Raw genomic sequence first — 24455 nt, forward strand, 5'->3', positions numbered from 1 at the left:
GCTCTTTTTTTTATCTTTTGAAATAAGGATAGGAAGCAGGTTTTTGCTTTCCTTCAGAGGTCATGGTACTAGTTTGATCCCAACTTCTCCTTTGCCAATAATAGAACTGACCAGTTTCTGTCCCAACCAATAAATCTGGAACCCCATCTTTGTTGAAATCAGAAACAACCGGACCGTCTGTATGCCCCATCAGCGTTACAGACAACACCCTGCCCATATATTCGAAAACAGTCTTACCATCCTTTTTCCCCAAATTTCTCATCCAATCCACCGCAGGTTTCGACGCTACGATCAGGTCTTCTAGACCATCTCCGTCCCAATCATGAAAAGTAAACTTCAAGCGGCCACTGCTTTTCCCAGTCAATTGATTTAACAATATGGGTTGGCCATCAGGAAATATAAAATTGCGTTCTGGGTGCTTAAGCACCAGTTTTCCATCTTTCCTCTCTCGGAGGTAAACTGATAAATACCCCTCATAATCCATCAAAACTAGATCACTCAATCCATCTCCGTTGTAATCCATGATCCAAGGAGAAGTTCTCCAAGGTGCTAATAATTCATTTCCACTTGATTCACCCGGTACCCAGGCAGGCTTTTGGGGATCTCCTTCCCACTCTACCAATAATGGCTCTGGTCTTGCTAATTTAGGGTCTGTTCGCGTTCCTATATTCTTTATGAATACAATGTTTCCATTATGTTCATTGGCCAAAATATCCGGAAGCTCATCATCATCCCAAAATCCCACAGCGATGGTTGAATAACCCCATAAAGGTTCCTCAGTATTTGGCAAGGCTTCATGTGCTCTTAACAAAATTGGTTCTCCATCAATTTCCAGAAGCTGAGGGGCATTCCATTTCGGAGATTTTCCTCCTAGATTTTTGATAAAGCCAATATGCCCAACGCCATTTCCACTGAGAATATCATCTAGACCATCTCCGTCCCAATCAAAAATTCTAGGTGTGGTTAATGCCCCAAAATCAACATATTTCGCCTCTGCCTGGATGAATTGAGGTGGCAAAAACTGAGGTACACCATTTTCTAGCTCTCCTGTATTTTTCAAAAAAGAAATCTTACCATCCTCATCTCCTCCCAGCATATCAATATGGCCATCCTTATCCCAGTCTATCGCCGTTAGATGGATAGTTGCCCGGGATTCCATTTGAATAGGAAGACTTTGATGCAAAAGCACTTTCCCCTCTTTAAACTTAGCTTCAGTTTTTGATCCTTTATTTTCGAAATAGAGGTAAAAATCATTATTCCAGGGGATATCAAACTCTTCCTGCCCTTTTCCCATACTGATAAAGTCAAGATCTCCGTCTCCGTCAAAATCAGCCATCATTGGCATGAGGGAAAGCCCCTGAGCGAGGGAAGTTCCGTCTTCTTTGAGAATACGTTGGGGCTTTCCAAAAACAGGATTTTCATCTGTTCCCGAATTCTTCAAAAACAAAACATGGCTTTCTCCATCAATCTGTCGATTCAGATTCTCTATTGCCTTTGCTACTTTTCCCCGATACTTTTTTCCACCATCTCGAGTGGCTACTGCAATCAAGTCATGAACCCCATCTCCATCAAAGTCGACAAGCTTCCACTCTGTTTTTTTATTTTGTAAATAATCATAGCCGTCATCAGGCAGATCAATTTCATTTTGATCCCAAAAGACATTTTGGGGAACATTTTTATAAATCAACAAGGATTCTCTTACTCGATCTGGTGTCAATACATGGACAGAACCGTTGACATTGGAAACCTGAAACCTAGAACCATCATCTCCCAATCTTCGACGTTCATAAGAAACTCTCATTCCTCTTCTAAAAACGGGCATGGGAACATTCCCTGAAATATTCTCGAAGTAAAAAATTCCTGATTCGGCATAACTTCCCGATTCTGAAATCAAAAGATCTATGTCACCGTCTCCATCAAAGTCCATGGGCATGGGGACAGCTTTGAAGCCAACATCCAAATCCACCAGCATTCCAGGGTTATTATATTCAAGCTTTTGAAGTTGGTTACTTCCATACTGGTCAAAAGAGTCTTTTTCAGTAGAAGATTGGCAAGAAAACAGGAGAAAGATAAAAGCTCCTGTAATGGAACTTCTCAAAAAAATCATATCCATAGATCAAAGGGTTTAGTGTCAAGTCAAAATAAAAACTTAAAACCAATTGACTATCCTGAGGACAAGCAAAGCAACTGGCTTTCAAAGCTTCACACAATTATTAGCCTTGCGCTTCCAAAATGGACTAACCCTAATAACTTCTTAAATCTTTGGAAAGGATGGACCTTACTTTTCCAACTTCACCAATCTCTCCAGCAATGGAGGATGCGAGTAATTGACAAATACGTAAGCAGGATCGGGATTGATATTGCTCAGTGTTTTTACCGAAAGAGTCTTTAGCGCTTCTGCTAATGGCTTACCAGCAAAGGTATCCTTTGCAAATGCATCCGCCTCAAATTCATTTTTTCGACTCAACACATTCATACCAATTCCTATAATCATCGAAATCGGAGAGAAGAGCATCGTAAAGGCAATCAGGTTCAATTGTACGGACCATTCAGTTCCTCCTAAAGCCAAACTGAGGTTTTCACTAAAAATGAATTGAGCCAAAAGGAATAAAATCAATCCGACTTGTAGAACCGATGTCACCATGCTCAAAATGATATGCTTCTTCTTAAAATGTCCAACTTCATGAGCCAATACAGCCACCAATTCTTCCTGCGTATGCTGCTCAATCAAAGTATCATAAAGCACCACTTTCTTTTTCTTTCCAAAACCTGAGAAAAAAGCATTGGCCTTCGCAGATCTTTTGCTTCCATCCATGACAAAAACATTTTCTAGGGGAAAAGATACAGATTTGGCGTAATCCATGATTTTGCTTTTCAATTCTCCATCTTCTAATGGAGTTAATTTATTGAAAAGAGGTAGAATCCAGGCAGTATAGAAAAAATTGACCAAAACCATAAAGCCAGCAGCAACAATCCAGAAAATCCACCAAAAGTCTTTGCCCATTTGATCGATTAGCCACAAAAACAACAATAGAAGACCCCCACCTATGATGATGGAAAGCAGATATCCTTTGATTTTATCAGCGAAAAAAGTACCAATTGAGGTTTTGTTAAAACCATATTTTTCTTCAATCACAAAAGTGGAATAATAATCAAATGGCAAGCTCAACAAATCAGACCCAACAAAGATTACCCCAAAGAAAACCAAAGATTGTATCATGGAATTATCTACAAAACTTCCGACCCAAGAATCAATTGCTCCAAACCACCCGAACCAAATCAACAGAATACTCAAGACAAATGAAAAAAGTCCTGAAAGAAGCCCAAACCTATAATTCTCAGTTTGATAGGCTTTTGACTTCAAAAGTTCTTCCGGATTCAAATGGTCAGATAATGTATCGGGGATGGTCGGGACAGGCCTTTTAACATTTCGGTAACTCAAAATTTTATCCACCAAAAAGCCAAACACCACCACTCCTAGCAAGAGGTTCTTTAATAGTTCTGGGCTCATCAGATATTTTAGAATTTAGGACAAGGCAATATTGTATCCCTCCTTGAAGGTTTACCTTGATATTTGTTTGGGAGTGTCCAGGATAAACTCAATTCATGAGCTCCTCCTGACTGAATTCCCAATTGAGAAACAGTATAATCGAAGCTATACCCAATATTCAACCCACTCAAGAGATTGACCCCAACCATCATCACAATAGCATCTCTGTTACTTTGATTATTCACCGGTTTATAAGGTAATCCTCTATACCAAAGTCCAAAAACCATAGGTTCCACATTGAAATAGGCACCTACGTCAAGTTGCTCAAAAGGACCTTGTCTTTTGTAATTGAATGTTGGAGTTAATGATCTCTGGCGACGCATATGAGTAAAATCTCCTCTATATCCTCCTTGACCCAAATCAATTTTATAGCCTCCATGCAATGAGAATTTTGCAGGTAATGGGCTAATCCCATCAATAAAGGATTGATTGGGCTCATTGACATGATGAGCTGAAAGCCCTAACCAGAAATTTTCAGTAAAAAAAAGTCCACCAAAAGACAAAGAAAGCATACTAACAGGATCTCCCAATCCAGGTATATCTGTTCCTGGTGAAATAGGCCCAAAAGGATCACTAGGATTGATTTGATTCGCAAAAACCAAATTTTCATAAAAACCAATCTGACGACGGATATACGTAGCCTGGAATCCAGGTCTGAAATATGAATTATCTCCCAATTTCAATTCGTAGGAGAAAATTCCTGAAATTGAAGTAGATCTTAATTTGGCTGCCCCTTCTGTATCCTGCATGACATGAATACCCACTCCAGCATTATAGTCTGGCAAATAAGTATCATAATAAGCAGAGAAGGTAGTAAATTGAGCATCAATGCTTGGCCATTGATTTCTGTAATTGAAACCAACCCTTCCAGTTAACTCACCTCCAGCCATTGCAGGATTTAAGTAAAGTGGGGCTGCATAATATTGGCTATATTGCGGATCTTGGGCATAGGCAGAAATGCTTAGCAAAATTGCCATGCACCCAAAAAAAACAAAGGACAACGAAGACCGTAACAAGTATTTGTTCGTTTATTTGAATATTCAGTTTGCTTCTAGAACGATTCTGTGTTGAGGTTGTTTTAGTAAGCAGTTCGAAAAATATGAAAAGCAAGCCGCATTCCATACATATACATCTTTTTTTAGCGTTTTTGCCCCTGTTTTGCTGTATTGTATCACCAAATACTAGTAAAGCACAGGGATACAACGACAATGAATGGATTTTTGGTTATTGTGGGGGAAGTACCGAAAACAATTATTTATCCTTTGGAAAAGGTACTAACCCAACGGTTCAAACACTTCCCGGTTCTGTCATTGTAGACAAATTCAGCAACTCGCTTGCAATAGACCCAATTACTGGACAACCTTTCTTTTACTCCAACGGGTCAATCGTTTACGATTATAGTGGTGCACCTATCCAAGGTCAAGTTGGAAACTTGAATGGACCAATTGATATCCGTCAGCAAGTAGCAACTGGTTTTTTGGAATACGAACCTGAAGGAAATAAATTATTTTACCTATTCTATGTTTCACCCGGTGGCCAATTGCTATATACTTTAATAGACATGAATGCTCCAGGTCAAGCAACAGGAAACGAAAGGCCTCTTGGAGAAATAACCGAACAGGATCAACAAATCGGAAATGCACAAGGAGCAATTCTGGTTGTCAAATCTCCTTCTTCTCCTTCCTATCTGATCAGCTTTGACGGAGGAAATCTTATTTCTCGAAGGCTTGGTGATACTGCTGGAGATTTCACCCAAACAGACAGTCAAGGCATTCCTTTTACTCCAAAAGCAATCATTTTTGATGTAAGCAAAGGACAATTGATCATAATTCCTGAAAATGCAGGAGATGATATCGTTGTTATTGATTTCAATACTAGTAATGGGAATTTTGGATCTTCCACCTCCATTTCTCAATCCGGAGGAACCGAGCCAATTGAAGGGGCGGCCTTTTCTGAAGACGGCAGCTATATTTATTTCTCAAGGGGAAATCAATTGTTCAGGGTTCCTTCTTCCGACCTTTCTGCAACTCCTGAAGAAATATCTCTAGATCCTCAGCCATCGACAGTTTATGATTTGAAAGTGGGGCCTGATGGAGAGCTATATTTTATCTATGAAGAAGTAGATGGTGGCCCACAATTAATGGGAAAAGTCAGCAACCCGAATGAGCCAGACCTAACCATGGTAGAAGTTGAAATAGATCCTTTTGCTGGAACAGATTTCTGCGGAACCATTTTCCCTACATTTGCCCCAAATGCAGATGTCAATGCAACAGTAGATTTCACTTGGCAACCTGAAATGCCTTGCTCCAATAATCCGGTGCAGCTCACCAGTGAAATCACTCCAGAAAATTATCAACCAGTTTCATTTAACTGGGAGTTTGATCCTGCTTTGACCGATTCTGACGGTAATCCATTGGATGCTGATTACGAACAAGAACACTTCTTGATCCCTGCAGATGCCACTGAAGGTCAAAGCGTAACTGTGACATTGACTGTCACATATGCTGATGGATCAACATCAGTTCCTGTAACTAAAACTATCCCTCTCACTGAAAATAATTTAGAGGCAAATTTCAACCCATCAGATACCACCATTTGTGAAGGGCAATGTGTCGATATTGGTGCATTGCTACAAGCCCAAAATTCTACCGGAGAAACAGGCGGAGAAGCACCTGGAGGTGGAGGTAGTCAAGATCAATACGAATACTTCTGGTCAAACTACAGAGAAGAAGGCTGGGGTAGCCGCCAAGAAAACACTGTATGTCTTCCAGGATTATATTGGGTTTTGGTCAGAGAGCCAGGTTCGGAATGTTATGCTTATGCTGAAATACGAGTCAAAGTCTGGGATCTGGAGGATCAGAGCAACAACATCTGGTACTTTGGTGATGGAGCTGGGTTGGATTTCAACCCTGACCCTAATAATCCAGATGCACCAACACCTAGACCAATTGCAGAAAGGCATCCCCAGAATATACCAGCGGGAACAACCACAATCTCAGATCAGGCAGGTCAGGTATTATTCTTTACCGATGGAGCTTCCGTATGGGATTTGAATGGAGATCTTATGGCCAACGGAGATTCAATTGGTGGGGATAACAACTCGAGTCAAAGTGTCTTAGCTGTAGCTGTTCCTCAAGAACAAACCTTGTTTTACCTTTTCACGACTCAGCAAAGTTCCAATGGAACCAATCAAGTGAAATTTTCAATGGTCGACATCAAATCCGACAATCCTGAGGGAGTTGGAAATGTTGTCACCAAAGACAATTTCTTGTTTAGCCCTTCTACCGAACAATCCGCTGCATTTTCAGATGGAGACACCACATGGGTACTTTTTCATGAATTAGGGAATAATACTTTCCGAGCCTATCCAGTTTCATCTGAAGGTATTGGACAGCCAGTAATGAGTTCGGTTGGAAGCAATCATGGATTCAATTCAGGTGTAGGTGCAATGAAGTTTAGCCCAGATGGTACTCAGGTAGCCGTTACGATATCTGAAGGAGGTTGCAATAAGTTGGAGATATTTGATTTTGATGCAGAAACGGGCGAAATGACAGAATATGCCCGAATTGATTTGGGTTGTGACGGGGATGTATATGGACTGGAATTTTCTAATAGCGGAGAAAAAGTCTTTGTTTCCTATAGAAATGGAGGACCGGGAATTGAAGAATTCGCGGTCAAACCCGTTGAAAACGATGATCCTGATGCCTCGACTTGTCCAGCATGCTTTGATGGCGCTTCGACTCGCGATCAGATAGAATCCTGTATTATTTCTACTCGACATGCAATCAGTCAAACTGGAGGGATGGATCTTGGAGCCTTACAAATAGGTCCTGATGGAAATATTTATGTGGCGGTAGTTGGGTCCAATCAAATTGGACAGATCTCAGTGGGCTCCGGCTGTGATTCAAATAGTACTTTCAATACAGATGCCGTGGAACCTATGCCCGGCACCACCAATTTAGGCCTTCCAAGCTTTGTCCAAAACAGCGGAAGCTCTATTCCCGAGCCCTCTTTATTGGGACCTGAACGACTTTGTTTGGATCCTGATGAAGGTGCCACAGCAACTTTGGAAGGAGGTGGAGAAGCGGATATTGATTCTTATTTCTGGACAATTACCCGAGATGACGGAACTGTGATTTTGGATAATTATGGAGGGCCAGGAGATCAATTCCAGACCTTGGATCAAGTATTCGACGAACCTGGCACCTATACGGTGGAACTTGATGTCACTCGCTGTGCCACAGAAAATTATTTCTATGACAGCATGGAAATCCAAGTGGATGCACCTCCAGTTTTGACCTTGGAAGCAGATGCCACACTTTGTTCTGGAAGTCCTGTTACACTTACTGCTATCGATGGATATGATCCTGCTGAAGGCCTATATGACTTCCTATGGACCAATGCCGCCGGACAAGTTTTTGGAGATGAAAACTCAAACTCCATCACAGTAGATGAGGAAAGCATTTATACGGTCTCTGTTTCTTACAGATTACCAGAAGGTCTTTCGGATGAAGAAGCTTTGCTATATGAAACATGTCCTTCCGAAGCAGAAGTGTTTGTAGGCCCGGCTTTCGAATTTGACATCAATCAAGATGCTCAAGAAGTATGTTATGAGGAAACTTTAGTCACTTTTGCTCCTGACACTCCTATTTCCGGAGAATGGTTCTACGAACTTAATGAAGATGGAAATAGAGTTTCTTTGGGTAATTATTTTGAATTGGAATTGACAGTTACAACACTACCAAGTGCAGGAAATTATCAGATTATTTTTGTTACAGAAGACCCAATTCTTGAAGGATGTGTGGTAGAGAAAAAGGTAGATTTGATCGTAAATGAACTTCCATTATTAACAGCAATTCAAACAACCCCTGCGACTGATTGCACAACTCCTGACGGCTCATTTGAAATCACTATGCAGGCAAATGCCACAAGTGTGATGATTCAAGAAACTGGAGAAGTTTTCTCAAATGTTCAGGCAGGAGACGTTATTCCTGTCACAAATATTTTACCAGGAGTTTACACAATCGAAGCAGTCAATGACTTTGGCTGTACTTATATCGGAACAGTAACAGTAGAAAACAGCAATCCTCCTGTAGGATACGAGTATGAGGTCACCACAATGGATGAAACTTGTAGTCTTACAGGAATCGAAAACGGTCTAATCACGATCAATTTCACTAGTGGCACACCCGTCACAGCAACTTATGAAATAACTAGACAAGGAGATGGTCAATTATTTACGGGACCAATTTCTGGAGTTGCTACTATTGACATTCCTGTTCCTTACGGGGATTACTCTGTAGAGGTAATCGATCCAAGTAATTGCAACATTCCAGCCCCTGACATTTACACAATTGCTCAAAAGTTCCAAGTAGATTTCTCTGCCCCTACCGAATTTACAGCTTGCGAAAGCTTCACTTTTATCCCTACTCCCGACAATGGTCTAGCTTATACTTTAACCGGATCAGGAGGAAATTTAATTTCACCTGATGCGGATGGTAATTACGTCATTTCCCAAACTGATATTTATACACTTTTAGGTGAAGACCCAACCGGAGAAAACTGCCCAAGAGAGATTGAAATTAATGCAACGATTACCCAACCAATTGATTATTCCCTGGTTGGACCTATCGATGATTGTCAAACAGGAATTCGGTATGAAGCACAGTTAAACAATGCCTATCCAGAAGATGTAATTTTCCTATGGAAAGACAATTTAGGAGTAATTGTCGGTAGAAGACAGAGCTTTGTGCCACCTAGAGATGGTGAATACAGCTTGGAGGTACAGCCTCAAACAGGTGGTTTATGCCAAACTTCACCTATAGAATTCACAGCAGAAATCAGAGAGCTTTCAGTAGATGTGGAGCTGGATGTGATGCCTTTCTGTGTAGATCAAACCAGCACCACGCTCACAGTATTGGCAGATTTGAGTGACGTGGCAAGTATCGAATGGTATACTGTCTCTGGAGGAACCAGAACCAGAGCTTTCCAATATGATGACATGCCAATCATCGAAACAAATTTGGAAGGAACCTATGAAGTCCTTTTGAGAAGTGCTGCAGGATGTGACTTAGGAAGAGCTTCAGGTCTTGTCGCCAAATCAGTCATTATACCACCTGTTGTCCCAACAGAATTTACTATATGTGCAATCGAAGGCGTCACACAAAGCATAGATCCAGGTGAATACGATAATTACTCCTGGGTATTGAATGGAGAAGAAGTCTCTCAGGATGCTATTTTCACTCCAACCCTTCCTGGCATCTATGAACTGACAGTTTCTGATAATTTGGGCTGCTCTTACACTGAATTTATAGAAGTTTTAGAAGACTGTTCATTAAAAATTATTTTCCCAACAGGTGTAATTTTAGATGATCCTAACAGAAACTTTATCCTCTTTGCCAATGAGTATATTGATTTCGCCGAAGTATTTATTTTCAATCGTTGGGGAGAATTGATTTTCCATTGTGATCATGAAAATCTAGAACCTGCACAGCCATTCTGTCCTTGGGACGGAGTGGTTAATGGAAAAACTGTTCCGAATGGAACATATGCGGTCGTTGTGAAGTTTACGAGTAGAGATCAAAATAAAACCGAACAAGTCACCTCAGCTATTACTATTATTCAATAATGTTAATCCTAATTTCCCCAGCTAAAACCCTAGATTACAGCACTCCTCCTATCCAAGAATTCACTCAACCAGATTTCATTACTGATGTCAAGGCTTTAGTTTCAGTGATGAAGAAAAAGTCAGCGGCTGACATTGCCAAGCTGATGCACATCAGTGATAATCTTGCCAATCTCAATGAGGAGAGATATAAGACATTTCAAAAAGAATTCAATTTTGACAACTCCAAGCAAGCGCTTTTGGCTTTCAAAGGAGATGTTTATACCAAAATTGATGTAGATAATTATTCAGAAGAGGATTTTGAATTTGCCCAGTCTCACTTGAGAATTCTTTCCGGCCTTTATGGGTTATTGAAGCCCTTGGATTTGATTCAGCCTTACCGGCTTGAAATGGGAATTAAACTGGAAACCAAAAAAGGCAAAAACCTTTATGAATACTGGGACAAAAAAATAGCAAAAGCAATCGATGCTGTTGCTGCAAAGAAACCCATCATCAATTTAGCATCACAGGAATATTTCAAGGCGGTTGATCTTAAAACATTGAAGTCACCTGTCATCAATATTCATTTTAAAGAGCATCGAAATGATACTTATCAAGTTGTTGGATTCTTCGCAAAACAAGCGAGAGGAATGATGACAAACTTTGCAATAAAGAATAAAATCACCAATCCCGAGCAATTGAAAACATTCAATGAAGAAGGTTATGAATTTTCTGATTCACTCAGCTCTGAATGTGATTGGTTATTTATCCGATAAAATGAACTAAAAGCTCCTCAAAATCATCATATTGAGGAGCTTTATTTTTTGATACCTAAGTATTTTGGTAGATTTATGAATTAAATAATTACCACGCAGAATGAACAGGGACTCAAAAAAAGTGCGTCTGAAAAAGACTTCATTTGCAGGGACCCTATCTTTTTTACTTTTTTTTCTGGTAATATTCAGTTTAGCTAGGGCAGCAAAAATAGATTTATCATCAACAGATGAACCAATTGATGATCCAGAATTGATTGGCCCTGAAACCCTATGCTATTCGATTGGTGGAGAGAGCGTTATTGGCACCTTTTATGGAGGAGGCAACCCCTTAACAGACACCTATTCGTGGAAAATATTTGACCCTGAAGGAAGCGAGATATTCAGTATTGTTTCCCGAGAGTTAGACGAAATCAGTTATACATTTTCAAAAAGGGGAGTTCATACAGTCCAGCTTATAGTTTCTAGAGGGGTCTTCATATATCCTCCACTTCAGATCTCGGTTAGACTACAAGATAGACCAACGCCGACACTAAATTCGACTTATACCTTTTGCGAAGGAAATCCTCTCGAATTAGAAGCTGTAGATCCAAATTCCAACAATTTCGGATTGTTTGAAATAATTTGGACAAATATTGCAGGAGACACAATATCCAATCAAAACTCCTATACTGTAACTGAAAGTGGTACTTATTTCGTAGAACTTTTTATTCCAAATAAAAACGGAGAGCCTGAATGTATTACTTCTTTACAAACTGAGATTCAAAGCTCTACATCTATTCAAGTCATCGCTTCCAGTTCCATATTATGTGAAGACCAACAAATTTTATTTGAAACATCTCCTTCTTTTTTGGGTGATTGGTATTTAAAAAAATCCGGAGAAACTAATAAGACTTTTCTGTCCACAGGCTATACGTATGCATTGACTCCAATTATCCTAAATAAAGAGTTTGGATCCTATGAAATTATATACGAGCCCATCCTTGAAGATGCATTAAATTGCTCAATTGAAATCTCGAGCCCAGTATCATTTAACCCATTACCTGAATTTACATTTTTGGACCCAGTACCTTCATCTGGTTGTAACACTCCTGATGGTGGAATAGTCATTCAGGCGTTAACTCCCATTGATTATGTATATGTGGAAGATTATCCAATTTTTACTCCAGGACTCCTACCTGGAGATATCTACACCATTCCCAATTTGGAATCAGGAGCCTATAATTTGATTGCTGTAAGAGGGAATTGTGATAATGCATTTGCAACTGCTGTTCCTCTTGAAAGCCCTCCTTTGGACTTGCAATATAAAATTGAAAGCATAAATGGTGAGTCATGCACCCTGGATGGTAAAATTAACGGAGACTTTACCGTTACTTTTGATAATGGTCCCATTGATGGATCTTTTCGAATTTTAGGAGAAAAAGGAAGCATAGTAAGAAACGGAACATTTACTGATCAAACAGAATTATTTATTGGGATCCCTGGTGGAAACTATGTCTTCGAGTTGTATAATTTAGATTCTTGTTCTCTTCCCGAAAAAGAATTTATAAAAATCCCCGCTAAAGAACAGGTCAACTTTAGTATTCCAGGTGATCTTTCCATTTGTCAATCTTATTCATTAATACCACAATCGAATCTGGATCTAGAATTTGAATTGATCCATATACCTACCAATGAAACTGAGATCAAGGAAAAGAATGAACCATTTGAAATCACAAAAGGTGGTGAGTATAAATTAATTGGCCGAATCCCAGATCAGGATCAATTCTGCCCGGTTTCTCAAACTTTCGAGATCACATTAGTAGATCCAGTAGAATTCGAGGTAATGAAAATTTTTGAAGATTGTACAGGAAATAGCACCTATAAGGCTGAAATATATGAAAGGGACTCTACAGAAGTCTTATTCACCTGGTACAACCAAAATGATGATATTGTCGGAACCGGTCAATTCCTAAACCCAACTAGCCATGGACTTTTCAAACTTGATGTACAACCTGCCAATAGTACAAGCTGCCCAATTCCACCATTAGAATTCATAGTTGATGAGCCAATACTTTCCGTTGATGTAACTTTAGAAGCCACCATGCTTTGCGATTTCGGCCCGGAAGCAACGGTTAACTTAAGTACAACTTTTCCAGAAGAAGTCACTAACATCCGGTGGAGAAGGTTTTCAAATGGAGAAATATCTGAGTTACCTGAATTTGATGATTTGTGGGAATTTTCAACTAGGGATAGCGGTACGTATGAAGCATCTGTATATAGTATCATTCCTGAACTCCAAAAAAATTGTCCACTCGGCTTAGCAACAATTCAGTTAAACCTAGTCCCGGAAAAGGTCCTATTTAATGTACCAAGTGAAATTTCAGTTTGCGAAACTTTTACTTTGATTCCAGAGACCAATGATAATTTGGACTTTTTTGTAACCACTCCATCAGGTGAAATAATTGAAGGTGAATCAGGAGATAGTTTCAATCTAGACCAAGAAGGCACCTATATATTCCTTGCATTTGATCAAGACTCCCCAACCCCATTTTGCCCGGAACAAAAAGAAGTGACAGTCACCTTAGTGGAGCCTGTAGTTTTCCAACCTAAACTATCTGAAGCATATTGTGATGGCAGCAGAATATATCAAGCCGAATTAGAAAATTATAGTCCAGAAGATGTGTTTTTCGTATGGAGGGATTCTAATGGAAATATTGTTGGTGAAGAGGAATTTCTAACGCTACCAGGACCAGGAACCTATTCTTTGGAAGTTCAACCTCAAAACTCTCAAGCTTGCCCCTACCCTCCAATAGAGTTTACAGAAAACCCACCAATATTTGAAGTCGAAGTTATTTTGGATCCGGACCCTTTATGTCCAGATGCAGATTCAGCAATTATCACATTAAATACAGATCTTGATCAAGTCACGGGTATTGAATGGTGGTTTACTGACCTAAATGGAAATCAAACTCAACTCACAAATTTTAATGATCAGACTGAGATTTTAGCAATTGAAGAAGGAACTTACGAGGTAAGAGCCTATAATTTCATTCCTTGTTTGGTTGGAACGGATCAGGTGCTCATACTTCGAAGTCAAGATGAGGTTCGCCCAATCGTTGAAGAATCCTATCAAATTTGTCCAAGATATCAAATCGGACCAAACATAGACCCCGGAGATTTTGCAAGTTATGAATGGTATTTTGATGGCGAATTGGTTTCAGAAAGCCCTGTATTCAAACCTCAACAAGTTGGTGAATATCAATTGTTAGTTTACAGTCTGGAAGGCTGCGTTTATGAAACTTCCTTTTCAACTATTGAAGAGTGTGAACTGAAAGTAAAATTCCCAACTGCACTGATGCCAAATGATCCTGATAAACCATTCCTTATTTATACAAATTACCTCGTAGATGAGCTTGAGCTTTGGATATTCAATCAATGGGGAGAATTAATTTTTCACTGTAAGAACACTGACTTGATCAATGAAGAATCAACCTGTGTATGGGATGGTACTTTCAATGGGGAAAAAGTACCCAATGGAGCTTATTCATTACGTGTAAACTATAGGAATATTGAAAAAAACATCAATGAAGAATACCTTGGGTCCATCATGGTAATCGAATAAGGGGAAAAACTTAAACTTGGAATATTTTTTGCAAAAATTCCCAAAACAGTAATTCTTCAATCAAAAGGCAGTATTTTTGTCTTACACCCAAAAACTTAATACTCTTGTCTGAAAAGGCTCAATTTCCAAACTGGAAGATTGGGATATTCGTCATCTTGATTTTACTTTCTGCCTACGTTGGTATTGCACGTGAAAGTGAAATTCCTAAAGAAAGCATGATTTCCCATGTTTCCTCTGAATTTGCCGAACCCAAAATTGTTGGTCCTGACGCTCTCTGTGTCGTTTTTGGACAAGTAGTTGGGACATATAGCGCTGGGGGTGAAATTGGCGATGTCTATGATTGGACAGTCACAAACCCCGCAGGGGACGTAATTCTAACAAGAAGTGGAGGAGAACAATTAGAAACTATTCAAGTTGTATTTTCAGAAATCGGGACTTATAAAATTTCTTTGCAAGTTAGAAGAGGTACTGATTTTAATTATTACAATGAAACTAAATCTGTGGAGGTTCAAAAAGGCCCTGAATTAGCATTGCTTCCTGATTACCTCCTATGTGCAGGATCTCCAACCTTACTTACGGCCTTAGATCCAAACAGTCCAGATCTTTCAGAATTTTCAATTGAATGGAAAGATGTTGAGGGAAATATATTAGGAACTGGAAATGAATATCTTACTTATAGTGCAGGGTATCATCTAGTGGAGCTCTACAGAACAGGTGCAAATGGAATTCAATCTTGCTTAATTACAGGTTCTACATTTGTTGGACCACCTATCGATTTCGAAATTGAATTATCAACCACTACTTTTTGTGAAGGAGGATCTATTCAAATTGGACTTGACACACCTCTTTCAGGAGATTGGTTTATTCAGAAAGGGTTCACTGGGGCTCGTGAATCAGCTGGTCAAGGTTTTGATATAGAGTTTGAATCAGACGAATTAAGTGGTCCTGGACTTTACATCGTTACTTTTCAGACTACATCTGAAGATTATCCAGATTGTATTTCAGAAAGATCAGTGGGATTCGAGCTCTTAGAAGCTCCGAAAATCGCCATCTCCATCAAAGATCAACCTGATGATTGTATCCTTTCCAACGGTTCTTTCGAAATTACCTTAGAGACAGACGTTGATGCATTGTTGATCCCTGAATTAAACTTTACCGGTGGTGCAATGTCGGCAGGACAGACCATCCCTTTTTCTGAATTGGAGCCAATGGTATATTCTGTAGTGATAGAAAAAGGAGGTTGTCAAACGACTACTCTAGTCCAATTGGATTCAAAAAACCCTCCCGCATCCACTAATCCACCTAATCAAACTCCACCTAGCATTTTTATTACCGACGAAGCTTGTACTCCCAGTGGAGTAAGTATGGGCTCTGTGGATGTAGATTTTGGAATTCCAATTTCTAACGGGTCATTTAGAATTCTTCAAAATGGAAAAGGACTTGTAGAATCTGCTCAAATCCCCACCAATGGAGAATTCAATGTAAACCTAAACAATGGAAGCTATCTACTTGAAATAAATATAGATGGTTGTACTTACCCAATTGAAAAGATCGAAATCGGAGATGCTCCTCAGGTTAACTACACAGTCCCTACCGAACTCAATATTTGTGAGACTTTTGAACTCCTACCAGACACTGAAGAAAATATTCGATTTACACTTAGATACCCTGATGGTACGGAAGAAACACTAAACTCAGGAAAGTCATTTACCTTAACAGAAGAAGGAGCATATTCCATTTTTGGAGAAGGTTTGGGGAGCGATGCAAACCTTTGCCCGAAAACTATTGAATTCGCCGCCACTTTGTCTAAAACCATTTCATTCTCGCCATATTTAGCTGTGGAAAAATGCTTTGATCCTATCAAGTACAAAATTGACTTGGAAGGGGTTGCAATTGAGGAAGCTAGTATCCGTTGGCTAAACGACAAAGGTGATATAGTCGGAAGAGCCCAAGATTTTTATCCCGCAGGAGTAGGATTTTATTCGCTATTGGTTCAGCCCTTAGAAAGTGGCTTTTGTCCAGTTGAGCCAGTGGAATTTGAGGTCGTACCACAGATTACCGCTGTCCCTATGGAATTGGAAGCTACCAAAATATGCCCTCTCCCAAGCTTTGGAGTAGTTACTTTGACGACTGACGAAGAAGAAGTCGCAAAAACCGAATGGATCTATTATGATTCGCTGAATAACCGACAGGAATTAAATGATTTTGATGGATTATTTGAAATTGAGGTAACAGAACCTGGAACGTATGAGGCTGTTGCTTTTAATGAATTAGGCTGTGAAATTGGCAGAAATTTAATTGCAGTTGAACAAAGCACTTTATTGACTCCTCCCCAATTAGATGACACATACGCTATCTGCTCCAAAAAAAATAACATGGAGGGAATTAATCCAGGAGAATTTGAAAGTTACGAATGGTACTTTGAAGAAGAATTAGTTTCAACATCCAGAACTTACAAGCCAACCCAAGTGGGAAATTTCAGCTTGATTGTTACCACTATTGATGGATGTGTTTTTGAAGATTCCTTCTCCACCTATGATGCGTGTGACTTCCAGGTTGTTTACCCTAATGCCATGGTTTTGGGAGATCCAAATAAAGATTTTCGTGTTTTGGTTTCTGAGGGAGTAACGGAGGCCAGTCTATTCATTTTAAATAGACAAGGAGCACTTATTTATCAAAAAGACACTCAAGAAATAGCCTTCGAGACTCCGATCCTTCAATGGGATGGAATGATGCTCAATGGGAAAAAAGTCCCTTTAGGCACGTATGTTGTGGTTTTAATTTTGAAAAATCCAACCTATGGCTTTGAAGAAAAGCTAACTGGCTCATTGTTAGTAATTGAATAGGAACATTTTTAAAATTTACATTGGCGGAAAAGCCTGAATCCAATATTTTTCATATTTTCAACGGTTTATTACAACCGAATATTCATTCCTAATCCAAAAAAACCTGTTCTATGACGCAAGCCATTAATCGCAGTGCACTTTTCAACGCCAGTTGTTTTGCGTTGATTACCACCGCCTTCTCGTTTAGTATTAGTGCCGGGACCTTGAGAGCCCTTGGTACAGACTTAGGATACTCAGCCGAACAGCTGGGATTCATCAATTCACTTTGGTTCTTTGGCTTCCCAATCGCTATGATTATTGGGGGCTTGGTTTATCACTCCCTTGGACCAAAGAAAATCATGAACATCGCCTTCTTATCTCACTTTGTAGGTGCTGCTCTTACTCTTTACGCTATCTATTTTGTCTCAGATTCAAGCTATGTGCTTCTACTTGCTTCCAATCTTTTAATGGGAATCGGTTGCGGATGTACTGAGGCGGCTTGTAATCCGATGATTGCGGATATGTATACTGGCGAGAAAATGAATAAAATGCTGAACAGATTCCATATGTGGTTTCCAGGTGGAATTTTCGTTGGAGCATTACTTTCTGAATTGATGTCAACTCTTGGATTCTCTTGGCAGTCACAATTCTGGTTAATCCCTATCCCAGCATTGATTTATGCATTCCTATTCAGAGGGAAAACTTTTCCTCAATCAAGTGAAGAACAAGCAACATCTCTATCTGGCAATATTAAAGGCATGTTGACCCCTTTATTTTTCTTCATTTTCTGCTGTATGGCTTTGACAGCGATCACTGAATTTGGTCCTCAAAAATGGACTGGCTTGATTATGGAGAGCTCTGGTGCCAAGCCAATGTTGATTCTAGCACTAACGACAGGTCTAATGGCAGTTTTGAGATTCTTCGGAGGCCCAGTTACCAATATCTTAGGTCAAACCGGAGTACTATTATCAGGTGCGATTATATCTACTTTAGGTATTTATTTATTCAGCACTCAAACAGGTGCTATGGCATATGTAGCTGCGATTTTCTTCGCAATGGGTGTAGCATTCTTCTGGCCAACTATGATCGGCTTTGTAGCAGCAAAAATCCCTAAGAGTGGTGCATTAGGCATGTCCATCATAGGAGGCGTCGGAATGTTCTCTACAGCAATTTTCCAACCTTTCATTGGAAGCTGGATTGACAGTGACATTGCTGAGCAAAAGGCTTTGGGACTTACCGGTGCAGAATTAGATTTGGCAGCTGGTCAGGCGACGCTTTCAACTATGATGACTTTCCCTATGATTTTGATAGTGGCATTTGTAATTCTCTTCTTCTGGCAAAAAGGTAAAAAACCAGAAGTAGCAGTTGCTCACTAAAATATTAAAGCAGCCTTCGGGCTGCTTTTTTTATGTCTTTTTATTTTTCTAAGGGCAGGAATAACTTTCGTATTCATCTTTTTCCAAAGACCAAATTTTATCATCCTCATCTCGATAGGTCAAAGTTTCGGTCCGAATAGAAACCTCAATGGTGCGCTCAGTCTCTACCACACCTCCTCCGTTTGCTAAAACTATCGTGCAAGGCCCCTCAAATTTCTGAATATCTTTAATTCCAATATCCTGCAGCCAACTTTCACAAGAAGTCAATGAAAGTGTGACAAAAAGGATGAGTCCGTATTTAAGTTTCATTAGCCATGGTATAATCAGACTAATGTAAACTATACATTTCAAAAGAGGAAGCTTCAGCTCTTCAACCTCACCAAATTTCCAATCAAAAGTTCTCCACTCACATTTTTTAATCGAATTTACCTCTCCTATCCAATTCTCCTTAAATTGAATGTAAATTTTGAATACTATGAAAAAATACACATTTCTTCTCCTGGCTTTTTGTTTGGTATCCGTCTCAACTGCATTTAGCCAGACCGTTATAAAAGAGCAAACAATCTCAGATCTAAATAAAAATCCAAATTATGCCTTTGGAGTCAGAGACGCCGATGGATTTAACAGCGCGTTAGGAATGTTTGACGCTCTTTCTGAGAATGGAGTCTCTATTGAAAATTTCGAAATAGTTGCGAAAGGACCTATTGTCAAAGAATTGGTCAAAGGCTCTGATATGGAAAAGCAGTTTCAAAAATATAAATCCAAAGTCAAAGTTAGTATCTGTAGCATTGCTATGAAAAGGCTTAATGTTTCTGAGGAAGATTTATTTGACGGATTAGATATAGCAGAATCCTATTCCATCCGGTTATTACAGTTACAGGCATTGGGCTACAGCTACTTAATCTATTAGCCGATTAAAAATTGAAGCATAAAAAAAGCCCAACTTTTTGCAAAGATGGGCTGAGTGACCTCGTCAGGATTCAAACCTGAAACCTCTTGAGCCGTAATCAAGTGCTCTATTCAGTTGAGCTACGAGGCCGAAATGGTCTGCAAAGGTACCTATAAATCGAATTATTCCAAATAATACTTGCAAGGTTTTTTTATTTATAACCTTCTACCCTGATTTTCAGCCTTAAGAATTATTAAGACTAAAAGCGGGTTTATTCCTGTAGGATTTTCTATTTTTGCCCGCACTAGCACGTATTTAAGCATTCTTTTAATGAAAAAAATATTCACCTTCCTACTCGCATTTTCTTTAGTTCAATTAGCATTTGCTCAGGAAGAAACTAAAAGTCCTAAAACCCCAATCGGGGGTCGTCCTAATATCCCATCCGATTTGAAAATTGAATTTGGTTTCAATGTCCTCAATAACAGACCTGAAGACATGGGCACAAACTTTTTCGGATCAAGATCTTTGAACGTATACTATCAGCATCCAATCAATATTTTCGGATCGACCTCTGGTTTCACTTTGGATCCTGGGGTGGGTTTTGGAACTGATAAATGGTCATTTCAAGAAACAATGAACTTGTTCAATGATGCGGAAAAAGGAACTGATGCAAGTGATTTTATCGATTTGTCTGAAGTTTATGGAGATGGACTTTCTGTGAATTATAATAAGTTTTCACTTAACTATATCGAAGTTCCAATTGATCTGGTGTACCACGTCAATAAGACTAACTACACCAAAGGTTTTAGAGTAAGTATTGGAGGAAAAGTCGGTCTCCTTTATGATGCTCATACCAAAATCAAATTCACTGATAGTGATGGTTTGGAAAGAAAAATCAAAGAATCTCAGAACTATGGATTGGAGAAAGTTCGATATGGCTTGACCTTGAAAGCAGGGACTCCCGGGTTTTATGTTTGGAGTTATTTTGGGCTAAACAATGTATTCCAAGCGAATATGGGTCCTGTAGAAAACCAAGCGAAGCAGATTAGCTTTGGAGTAGCTGTGAACCTATTCTAAAAAGAAATAAAGATAGATGTTTGAAATCCAGGCTGGAAGGTCTGGATTTTTTTATCCCCAAATCCAAAGAAATCCTATCAAACAGGAGATAAATCCATAGGCAAAGCCGACATACACTTCAACAGGCTTATGGGCATCTAGAAGCAACCTGGAAGACCCTACAATCCCACAAAGCATCAGCGCCCCCAAAAGCGGGTACAAAGCAGAAAAATTAGGAAAGTACATCCCCAACACCACTACCAATGCCAACAATCCACCTACACCAGTCATATGTGCCGACATTTTCCAAAAGAAAGTAACAATAGTAAGCACCACCACGACAGCTGTCATAATGGCCAAGGATTGCCAAAGAATGGGGTCAAGCTCAGTCATTTGATACATGAAATAGACTGTCATCAGGTAATAGATTGATATGACTGAAAAAGGAATCAATCTATCCTTTATATCTATCATGTGTAAGCTTTTAACGGTTCCACTTACCCGAAGACCAATTACTGTAATCATTGGAATAGCTAAAGTAGAAAGTGAAACCAAATAAAAAATCCTTGATTTGAACTCTTGAGGTATACTACTTGCCTCAGGTACTCCAAATAATATTAAGGCGAAACCTAAGGCAGGAATTACTAATGGTTGAAAAATTACTGATATAATCTGAGCTAAAAATCTTGCCACTATAGTTCTTTTCTTAATCTAGCAACAGGGATTTGTAACTGCTCTCTGTACTTAGCCACTGTTCTTCTGGCGATATTGTAGCCCTTTTTGTTCAGCATTTTCACCAACTTATCGTCAGAAAGTGGTTTCTTTTTATCCTCTTCATCTACCATTCCTTGAAGCACAGATTTCACTTCTCTGTTGCTCACATCCTCTCCACTGTCAGTAGAGATTCCTTCAGAGAAAAAGTATTTCAATGGATAAACACCAAACTCAGTTTGAATTGCCTTACTATTTGCCACTCTGGAAACAGTAGAAATATCCATATCGATTTTTTCGGCAATATCCTTCAAGATCATTGGACGAAGGTTTGTCTCATCTCCATCCAAAAAGAACTCTTTTTGATATTGAAGAATAGCTTCCATGGTACGCAACAAAGTGTTTTGTCTTTGCTTGATCGCATCAATAAACCATTTTGCAGCATCTAGCTTTTGCTTAACAAAAGTGACTGTGTCTTTCAGCTTTTTATCCTTTTTGTCTGACTTATCATAAGCATCAAACATATCCGCATAAGATCTGGAAATCCTTAATTCAGGTGCATTTTTGGAATTAAGACTGATTTCTAATTTTCCTGAATTATTTGTCAGAATAAAATCAGGTATGATATATTGTGTCCGAACCAAACCGTCGGAAATCCCTCCCGGTTTCGGGTTCAATCTTGTAATTAGATTGACTGCTTCTTTGGTTTCTTCTTCAGTCAATTCACATTTTCTCTGGATTTTGGAATAATGCTTCTTCGTAAATTCTTCAAAGCAATCATGCAAAATTCGAAGTGCATGCATGATCACAGGATCATCTGGATGCTCTTTTCTTTCCAATTGCAAGATCAGGCATTCCTGAAGGTTACGAGAGGCGATACCGGCTGGATCAAATGACTGGATCTTTCTTAAGATTTCTTCTAACTCATCGATATCTGTCTCTATATTTTGGGAAAAGGCCAAATCATTGATGATAGCCTCCAAATCTCTACGGATATAGCCATCATTCTCTATACTTCCGATCAATTGTTGCCCAATAACCTTTTGTCTTTCATCCAGCTTCAAATAATTCAATTGCTGAATCAGCTGCTCATGAAGAGAGGCTTGAGAAGAAATTGGGATCTCTCGATCTTCCTCGTCAGAATTGTAATTCCCATCACCCTGCATCTTATACCCTCCGTACTCATCATCGAGATATTCATCCAGATTAATATCTCTATCATCTGTAGGAATATCATCATCATAGCTATCCTCAAACTCTTCCTGAGTAGACTCTTCTTTCTCTTCTCTACCTTCTTCCAACGCTGGATTCACCTCTAATTCTTCCTCAATTCTAGCATCCAATTCGGCTGTAGGAACCTGCAACAGCTTGATAAATTGGATCTGTTGGGGGGAAAGCTTCTGTGAAAGTGTCTGACTAAGATGTAGCTTTTGCATGTATGATTGAGTAAAACCTGCAATTTGGGTTCAAAAAAGGCCTTTTCTCATGAAAAAGCCCTGAACTCAAAGTTAGGAAAAACGAGCAAATTTTTGATAAAAAGGTGATTTAATCGTTTTTTTGCAAACTATAAAAAAATAGTCGCTCTGCGCTGTTTTAAACTTTATTCGAAATCATGGCATTCAACAAAAGGGTCAAAATCAAGACCATCCTGGATCAAAATCCAATTGGCAGTGAACTTACCATCATGGGATGGGTAAGAACCAAACGTTCCAACAAAAACGTCACCTTCATTGCGATGAATGACGGCTCAGTTATTACTAATTATCAAGTAGTAGCTGATCCCAATTTGATTTCTGAAGACGTATTGAAAAAATGCAGCACGGGTGCTTGTCTAAAAATCACAGGAACTGTGGTAGAATCTCAAGGATCGGGACAAGCTTCTGAATTGAATGCAATTTCCATCGAAGTATTAGGTGAAGCAGATCCTGAAAAATATCCACTTCAGCCTAAAAAGCACTCATTGGAATTCTTGAGAGAAATCGCCCACCTAAGAATGCGTACCAATACGTTTGGTGCCGTTTTCAGAGTGCGCCATGCTTTGGCTTTTGCTGTGCACCAGTATTTCAACAACAAAGGCTTTTTCTACATCCATACTCCAATCATCACTGCTTCCGATGCAGAAGGTGCCGGTGAAACATTCAAGGTAACCACTTTGGACTTAGCTAACCCTCCAAGAACAGAGGAGGGAGCTATTGATTTCAAACAGGATTTCTTCGAAAGAGAAGCAAACTTGACAGTTTCTGGACAATTAGAAGGTGAATTGGCAGCGATGGCTCTTTCTGAGATCTATACTTTCGGACCTACCTTCCGTGCCGAAAACTCCAACACTACCCGTCACCTAGCGGAATTCTGGATGATCGAACCGGAAATGGCATTTTATGACGCAGAAGACAATGCAGATTTGGCTGAGGAATTCTTGAAATACTTGATCCAATATGCTTTAGAGAACTGCATAGATGATTTAAAATTCTTAGAATCAAGATTGCTTGACGAGGAAAAATCAAAACCAGCAGATCAGCGTTCTGAATTAGGGTTGATTGATAAGTTGAAATTTGTTTTGGAAAACGAATTCGTAAGAATCACTTACACCGAAGCGATTGAAATCTTGAAAAGATCGAAACCAAATCAGAAGAAAAAATTCCAATATTTAATCGAAGAGTGGGGAGCTGATTTACAATCAGAGCACGAAAGATATTTGGTTGAGAAGCATTTCAAAAAGCCAGTTATATTAACTGACTATCCGAAAGAAATCAAGTCTTTCTACATGCGTCAGAATGAAGATGGGAAGACCGTAGCAGCGATGGACATCCTTTTCCCAGGGATCGGAGAAATCGTAGGTGGTTCTCAGCGTGAAGAGAGAATGGACGTTCTTCTAAAAAGAATGGAAGAAATGAACATCCCAACTGAGGAGATGTGGTGGTTCTTGGATACCAGAAGATTTGGATCCACTCCACACGCAGGCTTTGGATTAGGCTTTGAAAGAATGGTCCAGTTCGTTACTGGTATGGGCAATATTCGAGACGTAATTGCTTTTCCTCGAACTCCAGGAAACGCAGAATTTTAATTC

Annotated in this window: 14 protein-coding genes and 1 tRNA gene; 8 read left to right on the plus strand and 7 right to left on the minus strand. The window is 39.4% G+C overall.

Annotated features, from left to right (window positions below):
- Nucleotides 1-10: 10 nt before the first annotated feature.
- The 3 genes from O0V13_RS12950 to O0V13_RS12960 all read right to left on the minus strand — a co-directional run bounded on the left by O0V13_RS12950 (nt 11) and on the right by O0V13_RS12960 (nt 4566).
- Nucleotides 11-2113 (minus strand): FG-GAP repeat domain-containing protein, encoded by a 2103-nt coding sequence (locus tag O0V13_RS12950; protein WP_268035393.1) that lies wholly within the window; start codon nt 2111-2113, stop codon nt 11-13.
- A 165-nt stretch (nt 2114-2278) separates the two neighbouring features.
- Nucleotides 2279-3511 (minus strand): M48 family metallopeptidase, encoded by a 1233-nt coding sequence (locus tag O0V13_RS12955; RefSeq protein WP_268035394.1) that lies wholly within the window; start codon nt 3509-3511, stop codon nt 2279-2281.
- Between the two features lie 8 nt (nt 3512-3519).
- Entirely contained in the window at nt 3520-4566 is a 1047-nt protein-coding gene (locus tag O0V13_RS12960; protein WP_442780925.1) for a PorP/SprF family type IX secretion system membrane protein, read from the minus strand.
- Between the two features lie 83 nt (nt 4567-4649).
- On the opposite strand from O0V13_RS12960, the gene O0V13_RS12965 reads away from it, so the two are divergent.
- From O0V13_RS12965 to O0V13_RS12985, 5 genes are all read left to right on the plus strand, one after another.
- Entirely contained in the window at nt 4650-10178 is a 5529-nt protein-coding gene (locus tag O0V13_RS12965; RefSeq protein ID WP_268035396.1) for a gliding motility-associated C-terminal domain-containing protein, read from the plus strand.
- Nucleotides 10178-10930, plus strand: coding sequence for a peroxide stress protein YaaA (yaaA, locus tag O0V13_RS12970; RefSeq protein ID WP_268035397.1), 753 nt, complete (start codon nt 10178-10180; stop codon nt 10928-10930). The genes O0V13_RS12965 and yaaA overlap by 1 nt, the downstream gene beginning before the upstream one ends.
- Before the next feature lie 100 nt (nt 10931-11030).
- Complete coding sequence (locus tag O0V13_RS12975; RefSeq protein WP_268035398.1) at nt 11031-14531, plus strand: gliding motility-associated C-terminal domain-containing protein; 3501 nt, start codon at nt 11031-11033, stop codon at nt 14529-14531.
- 104 nt (nt 14532-14635) lie between these two features.
- Nucleotides 14636-17377 (plus strand): hypothetical protein, encoded by a 2742-nt coding sequence (locus O0V13_RS12980; protein WP_268035399.1) that lies wholly within the window; start codon nt 14636-14638, stop codon nt 17375-17377.
- Between the two features lie 110 nt (nt 17378-17487).
- A complete protein-coding gene (locus tag O0V13_RS12985; protein ID WP_268035400.1) occupies nt 17488-18732 on the plus strand; it encodes an MFS transporter in 1245 nt (414 codons plus the stop codon).
- Nucleotides 18733-18780: 48 nt separating this feature from the next.
- Here O0V13_RS12985 and O0V13_RS12990 read toward each other — a convergent pair whose 3' ends face one another.
- Nucleotides 18781-19041 carry a hypothetical protein gene (locus O0V13_RS12990; protein ID WP_268035401.1) on the minus strand — a complete coding sequence of 87 codons (261 nt, stop codon included), beginning with the start codon at nt 19039-19041 and terminating at the stop codon, nt 18781-18783.
- 166 nt (nt 19042-19207) lie between these two features.
- Here O0V13_RS12990 and O0V13_RS12995 point away from each other — a divergent pair, with 166 nt between their 5' ends.
- Nucleotides 19208-19642 (plus strand): DsrE family protein, encoded by a 435-nt coding sequence (locus tag O0V13_RS12995; protein ID WP_268035402.1) that lies wholly within the window; start codon nt 19208-19210, stop codon nt 19640-19642.
- Between the two features lie 55 nt (nt 19643-19697).
- On the opposite strand, the gene O0V13_RS13000 is transcribed toward O0V13_RS12995, so the two are convergent.
- Nucleotides 19698-19771: transfer RNA gene (locus tag O0V13_RS13000), tRNA-Arg, on the minus strand.
- Nucleotides 19772-19951: 180 nt separating this feature from the next.
- On the opposite strand from O0V13_RS13000, the gene O0V13_RS13005 reads away from it, so the two are divergent.
- The gene (locus tag O0V13_RS13005) at nt 19952-20698 is read left to right on the plus strand and encodes a porin family protein (protein ID WP_268035403.1); all 747 of its coding nucleotides are present in this window, start codon (nt 19952-19954) and stop codon (nt 20696-20698) included.
- 51 nt (nt 20699-20749) lie between these two features.
- Here O0V13_RS13005 and O0V13_RS13010 read toward each other — a convergent pair whose 3' ends face one another.
- Both O0V13_RS13010 and rpoN read right to left on the minus strand, forming a co-directional pair.
- A complete protein-coding gene (locus O0V13_RS13010) occupies nt 20750-21370 on the minus strand; it encodes a PA-phosphatase (protein WP_268035405.1) in 621 nt (206 codons plus the stop codon).
- Nucleotides 21370-22824: an RNA polymerase factor sigma-54 gene (gene rpoN / locus O0V13_RS13015; protein WP_268035406.1), complete on the minus strand. Its 1455-nt coding sequence runs from the start codon at nt 22822-22824 to the stop codon at nt 21370-21372. Before rpoN ends, O0V13_RS13010 begins: the two co-directional genes overlap by 1 nt.
- 176 nt (nt 22825-23000) lie before the next feature.
- Here rpoN and asnS point away from each other — a divergent pair, with 176 nt between their 5' ends.
- Nucleotides 23001-24452: an asparagine--tRNA ligase gene (gene asnS, locus O0V13_RS13020; protein WP_268035407.1), complete on the plus strand. Its 1452-nt coding sequence runs from the start codon at nt 23001-23003 to the stop codon at nt 24450-24452.
- Nucleotides 24453-24455: the final 3 nt, after the last annotated feature.

Source organism: Algoriphagus sp. PAP.12 (genome assembly GCF_026652115.1).
Classification (GTDB): Bacteria; Bacteroidota; Bacteroidia; order Cytophagales; family Cyclobacteriaceae; genus Algoriphagus.

Coding starts and splice junctions, on each gene's coding strand:
- rpoN (WP_268035406.1), bottom strand. CDS start 22,824: ATGCAAAAGCTACATCTTAGTCAGACACTTTCACAGAAGCTTTCCCCC.
- O0V13_RS12985 (WP_268035400.1), top strand. CDS start 17,488: ATGACGCAAGCCATTAATCGCAGTGCACTTTTCAACGCCAGTTGTTTT.
- O0V13_RS12990 (WP_268035401.1), bottom strand. CDS start 19,041: ATGAAACTTAAATACGGACTCATCCTTTTTGTCACACTTTCATTGACT.
- O0V13_RS12995 (WP_268035402.1), top strand. CDS start 19,208: ATGAAAAAATACACATTTCTTCTCCTGGCTTTTTGTTTGGTATCCGTC.
- asnS (WP_268035407.1), top strand. CDS start 23,001: ATGGCATTCAACAAAAGGGTCAAAATCAAGACCATCCTGGATCAAAAT.
- O0V13_RS12950 (WP_268035393.1), bottom strand. CDS start 2,113: ATGGATATGATTTTTTTGAGAAGTTCCATTACAGGAGCTTTTATCTTT.
- O0V13_RS12965 (WP_268035396.1), top strand. CDS start 4,650: ATGAAAAGCAAGCCGCATTCCATACATATACATCTTTTTTTAGCGTTT.
- O0V13_RS13005 (WP_268035403.1), top strand. CDS start 19,952: ATGAAAAAAATATTCACCTTCCTACTCGCATTTTCTTTAGTTCAATTA.
- yaaA (WP_268035397.1), top strand. CDS start 10,178: ATGTTAATCCTAATTTCCCCAGCTAAAACCCTAGATTACAGCACTCCT.
- O0V13_RS12975 (WP_268035398.1), top strand. CDS start 11,031: ATGAACAGGGACTCAAAAAAAGTGCGTCTGAAAAAGACTTCATTTGCA.
- O0V13_RS12955 (WP_268035394.1), bottom strand. CDS start 3,511: ATGAGCCCAGAACTATTAAAGAACCTCTTGCTAGGAGTGGTGGTGTTT.